This window comes from Pseudomonas sp. TH15 (genome assembly GCF_016651105.1).
Lineage (GTDB): Bacteria > Pseudomonadota > Gammaproteobacteria > Pseudomonadales > Pseudomonadaceae > Aquipseudomonas.
This window is the reverse complement of sequence record NZ_JAEKEL010000001.1, coordinates 1,597,760-1,610,440: the sequence shown is the minus strand read 5'-3', so window position 1 is coordinate 1,610,440 and position 12,681 is coordinate 1,597,760. Positions and strand designations below refer to the sequence as shown.

General features: G+C 59.3%; 9 protein-coding genes and 1 pseudogene. 2 read left to right on the top strand and 8 right to left on the bottom strand.

Annotated elements, in window-relative coordinates:
• Window positions 1-283: 283 nt before the first annotated feature.
• Together msbA and JFT87_RS28655 are read right to left on the bottom strand one after the other, a co-directional pair.
• Entirely contained in the window at window positions 284-2,086 is a 1,803-nt protein-coding gene (gene msbA / locus JFT87_RS07255) for a lipid A export permease/ATP-binding protein MsbA (RefSeq protein WP_201200055.1), read from the bottom strand.
• A 33-nt stretch (window positions 2,087-2,119) separates the two neighbouring features.
• Window positions 2,120-2,371, bottom strand: coding sequence for a hypothetical protein (locus tag JFT87_RS28655; RefSeq protein ID WP_322270367.1), 252 nt, complete (start codon window positions 2,369-2,371; stop codon window positions 2,120-2,122).
• A 15-nt stretch (window positions 2,372-2,386) separates the two neighbouring features.
• On the opposite strand from JFT87_RS28655, the gene JFT87_RS07250 reads away from it, so the two are divergent.
• Entirely contained in the window at window positions 2,387-4,108 is a 1,722-nt protein-coding gene (locus JFT87_RS07250; RefSeq protein WP_322270365.1) for an O-antigen ligase family protein, read from the top strand.
• Window positions 4,108-5,325 carry an acyltransferase family protein gene (locus JFT87_RS07245; protein ID WP_201200051.1) on the top strand — a complete coding sequence of 406 codons (1,218 nt, stop codon included), beginning with the start codon at window positions 4,108-4,110 and terminating at the stop codon, window positions 5,323-5,325. The genes JFT87_RS07250 and JFT87_RS07245 overlap by 1 nt, the downstream gene beginning before the upstream one ends.
• An 18-nt stretch (window positions 5,326-5,343) precedes the next feature.
• Here JFT87_RS07245 and JFT87_RS07240 read toward each other — a convergent pair whose 3' ends face one another.
• From JFT87_RS07240 to JFT87_RS07215, 6 genes and pseudogenes are all read right to left on the bottom strand, one after another.
• Complete coding sequence (locus JFT87_RS07240; protein WP_201200048.1) at window positions 5,344-6,228, bottom strand: glycosyltransferase; 885 nt, start codon at window positions 6,226-6,228, stop codon at window positions 5,344-5,346.
• Entirely contained in the window at window positions 6,225-7,379 is a 1,155-nt protein-coding gene (locus tag JFT87_RS07235; protein WP_201200047.1) for a glycosyltransferase family 4 protein, read from the bottom strand. The genes JFT87_RS07240 and JFT87_RS07235 overlap by 4 nt, the downstream gene beginning before the upstream one ends.
• Window positions 7,376-8,811, bottom strand: a pseudogene (locus tag JFT87_RS07230) (PIG-L family deacetylase). Before JFT87_RS07230 ends, JFT87_RS07235 begins: the two are co-directional and overlap by 4 nt.
• 8 nt (window positions 8,812-8,819) lie before the next feature.
• Window positions 8,820-9,716, bottom strand: a complete 897-nt coding sequence (locus tag JFT87_RS07225) for an antimicrobial resistance protein Mig-14 (protein ID WP_201200046.1) — start codon at window positions 9,714-9,716, stop codon at window positions 8,820-8,822.
• Window positions 9,716-10,846, bottom strand: a complete 1,131-nt coding sequence (locus tag JFT87_RS07220; RefSeq protein ID WP_201200045.1) for a glycosyltransferase — start codon at window positions 10,844-10,846, stop codon at window positions 9,716-9,718. The genes JFT87_RS07225 and JFT87_RS07220 overlap by 1 nt, the downstream gene beginning before the upstream one ends.
• Window positions 10,830-12,587: a carbamoyltransferase family protein gene (locus tag JFT87_RS07215; RefSeq protein ID WP_201189604.1), complete on the bottom strand. Its 1,758-nt coding sequence runs from the start codon at window positions 12,585-12,587 to the stop codon at window positions 10,830-10,832. The genes JFT87_RS07220 and JFT87_RS07215 overlap by 17 nt, the downstream gene beginning before the upstream one ends.
• Between the last annotated feature and the right edge of the window lie 94 nt (window positions 12,588-12,681).

Sequence of the window (12,681 nt, the reverse complement as noted above, 5' to 3'; positions counted from 1 at the left end):
AAAATGAACAGGGGCGCGATATTAACACAGGGTTGGCGCAGGCTTGTGCGACGGCTGCAACAGGATGAAACAGCTAGGCTTTCTGCTGGTTTTTTGAGCAGTCAGACTGCCGATCAGCAAGCGCAATGTCGACATTGCTCCCGCCAGGTAAACAATCAAGGGCTGATACAAACAACTGTGGGAGCGAGCCTGCTCGAGATTGCTTTGCATAACCGACGTGGGTGTCGGCTATGCAATTGCAATCGCGAGCAGGATCGCTCCCACAGGAGGATCAGTTAAGGGTTCAGGCGATGTCTTCTGCCGGAGTATCAAGACCCATGGCATTCAAGCGCGCGTAATAACCGTTCTGCGCCAGTAATTCGGCATGGGTGCCGCGCTCGACGATCCGGCCCTGATCCATGACCAGAATCAGATCAGCCTTCTCGATGGTCGACAAACGGTGAGCGATCACCAGCGTGGTCCGGCCTTTCATGACCTGATCCAGTGCCGCCTGAATGTGCCGCTCCGATTCGGTATCAAGGGCCGAAGTGGCCTCGTCGAGAATCAGCAGCGGCGCGTTCTTCAGCAAGGCACGGGCAATCGCCAGACGCTGGCGCTGGCCACCGGACAGCAACACGCCGTTCTCGCCAACCTGAGTGTCCAGGCCTTCTGGCAATTGCGCGATGAAGTCCATGGCGTAAGCGTCTTTCGCCGCTTTCTCGATGTCTTCACGGGGAGCGCCAGCCAGATCGCCATAAGCGATGTTGTTGGCCACGGTGTCGCTGAACAGCGTCACATGCTGGGTCACCTGGGAGATGTGCTTGCGCAGGTTCAGCAGTTTGTACTGCTCCACCTCGACGCCATCGATCAGGATCTCGCCCTTGTCGTGGTGATAGAAGCGAGGAATCAGGTTGGCCAGGGTCGATTTGCCACTGCCCGAACGCCCCACCAGCGCCACCATTTGCCCCGGTTCGACCGAAAAGCTGATGTCGTTGAGTACCTGGCGATCGGTGTCGGGGTAGGTGAAGCTCAAGTTGCGCACATCGAGGCGACCGCTGACCGCATCGCGCTCGATGGTGCCGGTATCGACTTCTGGCTCAACGTCCAGTTGTTCGAAGATGCTCTCGGCACCGGCCACACCTTTCTGGATGGTCGAGCTGACTTCGGACAACTGGCGGATCGGCTTGGGCAGCAGGCCGGCCAGGGTGATGTAGGCAATCATGTCACCGGCCGACGCATCGCCGCGCAGGTACAGCACCAGGAACATCAACACCGCCATGGCGGTGTAAATCACCAACTGCAACAGCGGCGTGTAGATCGCGCCGGTGCGGGTCATGCGCAGTTGCTTGTCGGTGTTGCCCTGGCTGGCTGCCAGGAAGCGCTTCTGTTCGTAGACTTCGCCACCGAAGCTGCGGACCACGCGGTAACCCTGGATCGTTTCCGAGGACACATGGGTCACGTCACCCATGGCCGCCTGGATCTTCTTGCTTTGTTTGCGGAATTTCTTGCTCGCGGTGCGCACCATGACGGCAATCAGCGGCAGGATGGCGACCATGACCAGCGTCAGGCGCCAGTTCATGAACAGCAGCGAGGCAAACAGGAAGATCACTGTCATGCCTTCACGGATTACGACCTTGATCGCATCTGTGGCCGCCCCGGTCACCATGGTCACGTTGAAGGTGATACGCGAAATCAGATGACCCGAGTTATGCTTGTCGAAGTAGCGATTAGGCAAAACCAGCAGGTTGTTGAACAACTGCACCCGCAGGTCATGGACCAGCCCGAGGGAAACCTTGGCCAGAAAGTAGTTGCCCAGATAAGAGCCCAAACCCTGCCACGCCGCGATCAGAATGATCAGCAATGGCACCGCCTGCAGCAGCTGCAGGTCGCGCAGGTAAGGCACCGTCGGGAACAGCACGGCCTCGGGATTGGACAGGCCATCGACGAAGTACTTGAGGATGTAGCCGAGCATCGGCTGCGTCGAAGCGAAAATCAGAAAGCCGACAATGCTGATCAGGAACAGACTGATATACGGCCGTACATAGCCGAGCAGACGGAAGTAGATTTTCAAGCTCGATGGGCTTGCGGAGAGACTGGAGTCGGTCATATCACGCGTTTGTCGATAAAAAGGACGCTGACTTTAGCACAGCTTCTTCAGGGTTCTGGCAAACGCATAAAGGCTGTTATTGTTAGGCACTGCATTCAGCATCAAATAGCCATCACCCAAAAATGGCCGATCAACTTCAGGATTGAATCTCTCAGCATGCAACTCAGCGGTTTCAATAGCACGACCAATCGAATCTTCGATTTCATTTGCCTGTGGATTCTTCCACTCGGCTATTTCTTGCTCCTGTGCGCGTTGTTTTTTCTGCCGGGACGCAACATAAGCCACAAACTGTTTTACGGTTTGTTCAGCATTCCATCGCTGATTGCCCTTTGCCTGCGTCCACGGGAGCTCAAGGAGCTGCTGCGCGAGCCGGTTTTCATTGCGCTGCTGCTGTTCGCCGCCTGGGCCATGCTGAGCCTGGGCTGGGGGCCACCGGATGACGAAAGCGCCGCCAGCCAGTTCAAGCCAGTGCTTCATACGCTGCTGCTGTTTGCCGGGTGCTACTTGTTGGTGCGCCACCGCAGTGAAATCATCCAGCCCTTGCTGTTCAGTGCCGCAATGGTCGGTTTGATCGCTTCGGTCTACAACCTGTTCATGTTTGCCCATATCTATCAGCCGGGCATGCGCCTGATCGGTGGCGGCGCGTTCGACAACCCGCTGCTCAGCTCCCACGTCTTCGGCTTCTTCTGCGCTTACTGGTTGAGCATGAGCATGACCTGCAAGCGTCGCCAGATGCTCTGGCTCAGCCTTCCGGCGATGGTCATCATGTTTGCTGCGGTAATTGCCACTGGCTCCAGAACCCCACTTGTAGCCCTGACGCTGGCGGCGCTATGGCTCAGTTTTATCTGCTGGAACCGACGGTCTGTCGTGCTGCTGAGTTTGCTATTCGTCAGCGGAACCGCCGTTGCCGTGTTGTTTTTACAGATGATCACTCAACGAGGCGACTCCTATCGCTTCGAAATCTGGCAGTTGGCACTGCAAAGAATCGCCGAACATCCATGGATCGGCCATGGTTTCAACGCTAGCCTCACTATCGATGCCGGCATCGGTTACACCTTGCAGGAGCCCCATAGCTTTGCCTTGGGCGTGCTGTATTACGTCGGCATTTTCGGGTTTATACCGTGGCTTTTCTTTCAGGCATGGGCCCTGTTCAGTAGCTGGCGGTATCGCGTACAACCTCTGTTTATCGTCGCCTCGACCTGGCTGATATTCGGCATCGGTGCCGGCCTGACAGAAGGCGGCGGGATCATCTCAAGACCCAAGGAGCACTGGTTCCTGCTGTGGATTCCTTTGGCGCTGATCGCCGCACTGAGCATCAACCAGCGCGCCCGACGCTTACTGGCCAGGCCAGTCAAGACGCTGACACCGACTGTGATGCAGCAACTGACCGCGAACGCCCAAGTGATCGAGGAAGATGGCCTGGGCCCCAAGGTCCTGCGCCTGACGGACGGCAGCTTCCTCAAGCTGTTTCGTCGTCGTCGCTGGTACACCTCGGGCAGCTTCAACCCCTACTCCGAACGCTTTGCCGTCAACAGCGAACAATTGCGCAATATGGGCATTCCCACCCCACAGACCCTGAACCTGTATCGCCTCGAAGACGGCAGCAGTGCAGTGCAGTACTCGCCGTTGTCGGGAAATACCCTGCGGCAGGTCTTGCAAGGGATAACGGCTCCTGCGGTGCGTCAGGCACTGGTAGAGCGTTTCGGCAAGTTCATGGCGCTGTTGCATGAACAAGGCGTGTACTTCCGCTCGCTGCACCTGGGGAACGTACTGGTGCTGGAGGATGGCGAGTTCGGCCTGATCGATCTGGCGGATATGCGCATCTACCCGTCATCCTTGAGTCTGTCGCTGCGCCAACGCAATTTGCGGCACATGCAACGCTACACAGTAGACCGGCGCTGGTTGTTCGAGGATCATTTCGAAGCACTGCTCCAGGGATACGCCGTGACGGCGTCAAAATCCGCCGTAAGTAACCTGCACCGTCAAGTGCTGGCCGTCAGCAGTTCGGCCAAGGCTCATTGATGACCGAAACTAACCCCCTCATTGCGCTGGTCGCCTACTTGCTGGCCATCGCGACCTCAGCATTGCTGTTGCGGGCCGTACCGAAAATCGCCCGACACCTGCAACATTCAGGTGAAAGTCGTTACGCCAGCATCGACGGCCTGCGTGGCTATCTGGCCTTTGGTGTGTTCATTCACCACTCGATCATTACCTGGATTTTCTTGCGCACCGGCGTGATTGATTTCCCACCGAGCAACTTCTATTCACAGCTCGGCCAGGGCAGCGTTGCGCTGTTTTTCATGATCACCGGTTTTCTGTTCTGGAGCCGGTTACTCAGCCAAGGTCGTGAACACGACTGGCTGGCGTTTGCGGTCTCCCGGGTGTTTCGCCTCTACCCGTTGTATTTGCCGCTCATGCTGATTGTGTTTATCTCGGTATTCCATCTGCAGAACTGGGAGCTGAAGGAGCCTGGCATGCAGCTCGTCAGCCAGATTCTGTCCTGGTTGACCTTCGAGCGACCGGACGTCAACCAGTATCACCAGACCGGCATGCTGATCTCCAACGTCACCTGGACTCTGGGTTACGAGGTGTTCTTCTATCTGGCGCTGCCGCTGGCCGCCATGGTGTTCGTCTATCGCGGTAACTGGCTGCAAGTGGTGCTATGCCTGATCGGCATTTACGCCCTGTACCAGTTGGTTGGCTGGGAACACTCGCTCAAGAAGCACTTTCTGTCCAGCTTCCTCGGCGGCATCGGTGCCGCGTACTGGGTTCGCCGGCCGCATCTGGTGGCCTGGAGTCAAACGCGACTGGCCGGCATCATTGCCTTGCTGGCGTTGATCATTGCGTTCATCGCATTCGATCGTGCGTTCAGCTTGATGCCACTGCTTCTGCTCTCGTCGTTTTTCGTCATCGTCGCGTCAGGCAATACGCTGTTCGGCGCCCTAAAACCACGCAGCATTCGCTGGCTGGGAGAAATCAGCTACAGCACCTACCTGCTGCACGGTTTCGTACTTTGGCTGTTGGTGCAGCGTCTGCCGCTGATGCTGCATCTGGACGCCACACAGACGTGGGTCTATCTGCCTCTGGTGGCTGTGTGTACGTGCCTGTTGATACTCATCAGCAGCGCGACCTTCCTGTACATCGAGCTGCCGGGGATCGCCGCTGGCAAGAAAGTCCTGCAGTGGCTGCGTCAGCGCCAGAAAGGCGAAAAGAGCCTGTCGGAGAAAGCCGCTCGCTGATCCCGGCGAGCGTTGCCTTCAGTCCTTTTCCAGCGGCGAAAACAGCAAACGCCCCAGCCCACGCCAAGTCTTCTTGTTCCAGGCCTTGAGCGGGATCTGCGCCAGCAGTTCCCGCGCCAGTTTGCGATCGCGATTGGCGGTTTTCAGGAACATCGAACTGAGGAACTTGTAGCGTACCTCGTCGTACAGCGGATGATCGTTGAACAACGCGTAGGAGCGCAGGATGTTGTCGATCATGAAGCGATGGTTCTTGTAGGAGTTGGTGGCGTGCTTGCGATAGCGCGCCATCAATACATTCAGGCCGTCGATGAAGTAACCGGCATGAGTCACCTTCAGCTCGATCAGCAGGTCTTCCAGACGGATATTCGGATCAAACCCGCCCACCTTGTCCAGCGCCTCGCGGCGGATCATCAGGGTCGGCGCCGGCGGGTAGGGCTTGCGCTCCAGGAACATGTCATCGAAGTCCAGACGACGAAACGGCACATCCCGGCGCTGGCGCTTCTCCGGGTACAGATTGCCGTCGGCGTCGATCAGTTCGATGTTGCCGGCACAAATACCAACCTCGGGCTTGCCGTCCATGTACGCAACTTGGGTCGCGATGCGCTCCGGCAACATGATGTCATCGGAACCGAACGGCACGATCAGGCTGCCTTTTGAGCGAGCGATCGCACCATTGAGCGTGTTGGTCAGCCCCTGATTCTGCTGAACACGGAAATCGAAGCCGTGCTGTGCCTGTAACACCTTGATGCGCTCGACGCTGTCGTCCTTGGAGCCGTCATCGACCACCAGCAACTCGATGTTCGAGTAGGTCTGATTGAGGACACTGAGGATGCTTTCCTCGATATAGGGAGCGTGGTTGTACGACGCGATGATGACGGTAACGATTGGCTGCGCGTCGTTCATTTTTGTTCCTTGCGGGCCTGTTCCAGGCCGGAGTCGATCAGGTTCAGGTACTCCTGACGGAACACCTCGATGTCGTGTTCTTTCTGCAGATAACGAAACGCCTGTTCGCCCTTGGCCTTGAGGTCGTCGTCCGACAGGGCGAGGTAGTTATCCAGCGCCGCGATCAGGCTCGGCACATCCTTTGGCGTAATCGTCAGACCGCCGGCGCCCTCGATCAGAGGCAGCATCGCCGGCACGTTCGAGGCGATGACCGGCAGGTGCCCGCTCATGCCTTCGAGCAGCGCCAGACCAAGGCCTTCGGCCAGGGACGGCATGGTCCAGATATCGAACGCGCGAATGTACTGCAAGGCGATTTCCTTGAAGCCCAACAGGTGCGCACGGCCAGTCAGGCCAAGACGTTCGATCTCGGCCGCCAGTTTCGACTCTTCGCGGCCGGCACCGATGATCGCCAGTTGGCTGTTCGGATATTTGTCCTTGAGCGCAGCAAAAGCCTGCAACAGGTAGGTGTGCCCCTTGACCGGCACCAAACGGCCCAGCGCGCCGATCAGCCGTACCGACGGATCGATCCCCAACAACTCTCGAGCGCGCTCGCGGCTGTGTTGCAAGCCTTCGGCCTGCTCGATGTCGATGGCGTTGGTAATGGCGTAGGTGTTCGGGTCGGTAAAGCCGCAGTCGCAGTCCAGCAGGTACTGTTTGACCGCCGGCGAGACGCCGACGAAGCGCCAGTGGCGATCGATCAGGCGTTGGGTTTGGCGACGCCGGTAGAACCGATCGTACTCGCCGAAACCGTGGGAGATGCCGATGCACAGCGGCACTTTCAGCCACCGGTTGAGCGTCAGCATCATATTCACCGGTTTGAAGCGGTTGCAGATCACCACGTCGAACTTCTCAGCGCGGCAGAACTTGTACAACTGCCACATTGCGCGCAAGCGCATACCCTTGAGGGACTTGTCGGAAAACTCGAAATACACCGAACGGCCGGCACGGCTCACCGCCTCGCCAGGCCCGGGCTTGCCACGCAGGAACGCCGCGGTGACCTCATAGCGATCGCTTGGCAGCGCCTTGACGATCTGCTCTGCAAGGTCGGCAAAATCATGGGCTTTGACGTTGTAGTCAGGCTGCAGCTGCAGGACCTTTGACCGTTGACTCATAACTCTCCCCGGTTTACGCCTGATTCACCCGGCTTCAGCAGCCAAAGCAATTCCTGGCGCCTGACCGCTTTTCGAAAAATTCGTTTTCGCCGTACACCGACGGTTTGCGACCGGCCAGCAAACGCTGGATCACGCGGCGCAAACGGCGCTTGAACGGCGCTGGCGGCTGCAAGTCATGCATCATGCCCAGCGCCATGGCCTTGTCGCGCTGCTGCTCAAGCGTCAGTCGCAGGCTCAGTGGCTGCATCGGTGCGGCGGCATCGAACGCCGGGGGCAGCGCGATGCCATGGCCGGCATCGCCCATCGGCCAGCGATCATTGTCATGCAGATGATTGGCATAGCCGAGCAGGGTTGGCTGCCAGTCCAGGCCTTTCAAAGCTTCGAGTACCGCCTCTTGAGCGCAGATATGGTCGGGATGCGGATCGAGGGTCGGATGCGGCAGCACGATGACGTCCGGGCGTGCTCGCAGCAACACTTCGCGCAGGTCGGCCAGCAAATTGTTCCAGGTCGGCGCACCGTCGGCATCACCGGGCAAGGCAAACGGGTTCAACTGGCGAAACAGGCGGGTGTCATTCAACTCCGCCTCTCGCGACCCCATCGGCTGCGACGGCGCCGCTTTCATGGCCGCCAGTTGCAGACAGAAATAACCCAGTTGCACGCAATGCGCTTCTGGCACTCCGGCCCAGCGCGGTACCGCGATGCTGTCCCAGGTGCGCAGACGGCCCTTGAGACGCGCCGCTTCGACCTTGTTCAGCCCAAACTGCTGATAGTGCTCGGCTTCGATCTCGCCAGCCGTCAGGGTGACAATCCAGGCCTCATTGGCCTGGCTGTACAAACCGTAGGCCGCCAGTTCGGCATCGTCGGCGTGTGGCGCGATGACCATCACCCGCTGACGGTGATAATCCGGCTGTTCAAAAGCCCAGAGCACCGGCTCGCCAGAAATCCGGCAGAAGCGCCCGCGCAAGCGCAGTTGGCCCTGGGATAGAACGTGCGCCTGACCAGTGAGGTTCAGGTAGCGCAGGCCATTCACCCCACGCTCGAAGGTTTGCCGATCCGGGTTGTTGCCCCCAGCCAGCTCAACCACCGGGTCGATAAAACGGCCCAACCAAGTGCTTTTTACCTGCAACGCCAACACCAGCGTGGCGTCGTCGACCAGCATGACGCCTTCGTCCAGCCGCAAATGCTCGCCCACCAGATGAACCTTGGGCCGCTGGGTGTAGGGCGGGAAGCTGTACTGATAATCGTCTTTCGGCGAATAGAACAAATGGTCGGCGAACCACGCCTCGTGAGCGATCCAGCCCAAAACCGCGAGCACCAGCGGCAACCACCAGGCCACCAGCATGCCAACGACAATCAACAGCACCAGCGCTATCAGCAGGCCGAGGCGTTTGGTGCGACGGTGACGCTTGAGCAGTTGCTGTTTGCGACTCATGGGTTGGCTCATACGGTGAAGACCGGCACAGGATTGCACCAGCGGTCCTTGTATTCACGGTCGGCCCGACCGAAGGAAAACCTCAGCGGCTTATCCAGGGCTCGTGCGTGTTCCCAGGCGCTTTGGGTGTTGAGAAAACTCAGCACGCTGCCTGGGCTGAATTCGCGGGTTTCAGGGTCGACGCCACCATTGATGTACTCGACGCTGATCCACGCAGGCGCTTCAACCCGGTACACCAGTTGAATCGCAATCGGCGCATCGTTGAGGAAAATCACCGAGCCGATCAGCAGCTCGCGCAGCAACTCGATCACCTCGCCCATGCGCGCCGCACCGGTGGCAGGGAAACCCCAGCGGCGCTGGAACAAGTCGCAGTAGATCGCCGCTAATTCGGCACTGGAAAACTCGGACACCGGCCGCACCACTCCGCCCGCCTCTTCCAGCAGACGCAGTTCGCGGCGCTGGTTGTAGCGAAACTTCTTCGACAGTTCTTCCGGGGTCCGGGCCATGGCCAGTTGCTCGGTTTGCAACTTGATGCCGGTGAAGCGACCTTCGTTCAGCGCTGATAAATAGCGCCCGCGATGACGCAAGGGTGCCTGGGCATCGGCGGCGGCCGGCAGGATCAGCTCGGCATTGCCAAGGTCGAACAGGCCTTTCTTGCCACTGCGTTTGAGCACATCCTTGGACAGCGCCAGGTCGCGACCCCAGGTCGCAATCGCGGCTTTGACTTCGCCATCCTGCTCCCAGGCCAGGTAACGCACCGGGATCCCGGCCAACTGCGCCAAGCGTTCGACCACCAGCGGATGAGTGGCGACGCTGCCGCCAAAACGCTGCCAGGCATCGGCATACGTCGAGGCGTCAACCGACGCCCAGCCTCGTTCGCGCCAGCCTTGAAATCGGTTGAGCATCAGCCCCTCTGTGCCAGTTCGGTAACGTGTGGCAAATGCCAGAAAGCGTCGCGTACCGCCCGGTCGCTGAAGCGCTCTCGCAAACGGTCGAGCATCATCTCGGCGCATTGACGACGTTGCTGCTCATCCATCGCGGCCAAATGTTGCAGCCCTTGAGCCAAGTGCTCGGCATCGCCCAGCGGGAACAGAATGCCCACACCTTCAACCACTTCCTTCGCCCCACCGCACGCGGTGGCGAGCAACGGTACGCCAGCGGCCATGGCTTCGAGCAGCACCATGCCGAACGGTTCGTGATCGGAACTCAAGGCGAACACATCGAAAGCCCGGAAGTAGCGCCGGGCGTCAGGCACCTGCCCGAGGAACAGCACACGGTCGCCGATCCCGAGTTCGCGGGCCAACGACTTGAGGTCCTGTTCCAGGCGACCGGAACCGAGAATCACCAGTTGGCTGTTACCTGGCAAACCCGGCAACGCCGCAGCAAAACCGTGCAACAGCGTGGCCTGATCCTTGTCCGGATGCAGCCGCCCGACGTTGCCGACCACCCAGGCATCCGCCGCCAGACCGAGGGTTTCCCGAGCCTCACGAACCGATACCTGGCTGACCTGCAAGGACTGCACATCGATACGGTTGTAGAGCGTCTGAATCCGCGCCGCCGGCCATTTCGGCAGGCATTTGCGCATGTCGTCGCGCACCGCATCGGACACCCCGAGCAGGCTCAGGCGCTTGCGGAAAATATGCGCGAACAGTCTGCGGGTGCCGCGCTTGTAATCGCCAAACGCGTGGTGCACGCCAATCACCGGCAACGAAGTGCCGAGCAAGGCGATGTAGATCGGCTTGAAGCGATGGGCAATACAGAAGCTGAAATTGCGCGAAGCGGCGATCTTGCGCAGATCGCCGATGGCGCCCAGCTTCAGGCCACGAATAGCCTTGGAGCTGTATTCCATGAACAGCACTTCGTCGGAAGCGCAGCCCGCGGCGACCTCGGCATCGGCGGCCCCGGTCAAAAAGACCGTAGTCACCCGATAGCCAGTCCCCGCGAACAGGCTGGCGTACTGCCGGGCGCAGTCCAGGAACGGCCCGTCATAGCCGTGACAGAACTGCAACACATGGCGTTCAGCCGAGCGTGTCATAAGCGTCCGCGCCTTCTTTGACCACCAGAATGTCTTCCATGATCAGGTATTGCAGGTCGGAGCCGAAGAACATGTTCAGGGCGTCGGTCGGCGAGCAGATCATCGGCTCGCCACGACGGTTGAGCGAGGTGTTCAGCGACACGCCGTTGCCGGTCAGCACTTCCAGCGCTTTCATCATGTCGTAGTAGCGCGGGTTGTATTCGCGCTTGAGCACCTGGGCCCGGGAGGTGCCGTCTTCGTGGACGACTTCCGGCACGCGGGTCTTCCACTCTTCAGCCACTTCAAAGGTGAAGGTCATGAACGGCGCCGGGTGATCGATCTTGATCATCTGCGGGGCCACGGTGTCGAGCATCGACGGGCAGAAAGGCCTCCAGCGCTCGCGGAACTTGATCTGGTGGTTGATGCGGTCAGCCACGCCGGTCGCACTCGGGCAACCGATGATCGAACGACCACCCAACGCACGCGGACCAAACTCCATGCGGCCCTGGAACCAGGCCACCGGGTTGCCGTCGACCATGATCTTGGCGATGTTTTCCGGCATGTTCTCGAGCTTGCGCCAGGTTGGCTTGCTCGGGTGACGGGCACACGCGGCGATCACGTCTTCGTTGCTGTACGACGGGCCGAGGTAGACGTGTTCCATCTTCTCGACCGGTACGCCACGGGCGTGGGACACATAAGCCGCCGCACCGACCGCGGTGCCGGCATCGCCGGACGCCGGTTGCACGAACAGTTCGTTGACGTCGTCGCGGGCGATGATTTTCTGGTTCAGCTTGACGTTCAACGCACAGCCACCGGCGAAGGCCAGTTTGCCGGTTTCCTTGAGCACGTCGCCCAAGTAGTGGTCGATCATCTGCAGCGAGATCTTTTCGAACAGCGCTTGCATGCTGGCGGCATAGTGGATGTACGGCTCGTCGGCGATATCGCCTTCGCGCTTCGGACCCAGCCACTCGATCAGCTTCGGCGAGAAGTAGAAGCCTTTGCCCTTCTCTTTGTAGCGACGCAGCCCGATAACGTTGGCGTAGTCGGTATTGATCACCAGCTCACCGTTTTCAAACGAAGCCAGGCGCGAGAAATCGTATTTGCTTGGATCGCCGTACGGCGCCATACCCATGACCTTGAACTCGCCATCGAGCATCTCGAAACCGAGGAACTCGGTGATCGCGCCGTACAGGCCGCCGAGGGAGTCAGGATCGAAGAATTCCTTGATCTTGTGGATCTTGCCGTTTTCGCCATAACCAAAGAAGGTCGTGGCGTACTCACCCTTGCCGTCGATCCCCAGGATCGCGGTCTTCTCTTTGAAACCGGAGCAGTGGTAAGCGCTGGAGGCGTGAGCCAGGTGGTGCTCGACCGGTTCGATCTTGATTTTCTTCGGGTCGAAGCCCAGTTGCTCAAGGCAGAACACGATCTTGTTGCGATAGCGCTTGTAGCGACGGTTGCCCATCAGGATCGCGTCGAGGGCGCGGTCCGGGGCGTACCAGTAACGCTTGGCGTAGTGCCAGCGCGCTTTGCCGAACAGGCTGATCGGGGCGAACGGGATCGCGACCACATCAACGTCGGACGGCTTGATGCCTGCCTGTTCGAGGCAGAACTTCGCCGATTCGTAGGGCATGCGGTTCTTTGCATGTTTATCGCGTACGAAGCGCTCTTCCTCAGCCGCCGCGACCAGCTTGCCGTCGATGTACAAGGCTGCGGAAGGATCATGGCTAAGGGCGCCGGACAGGCCAAGAATCGTCAATGCCACAGGGGTCTAGCCTCTTTAGTCTGCATACAGGCGACAAGCGCCTCAAAAATTAATGTGCCCTCGCAAGGGGCGAGAGACAGCTAAAGGGCGGGAT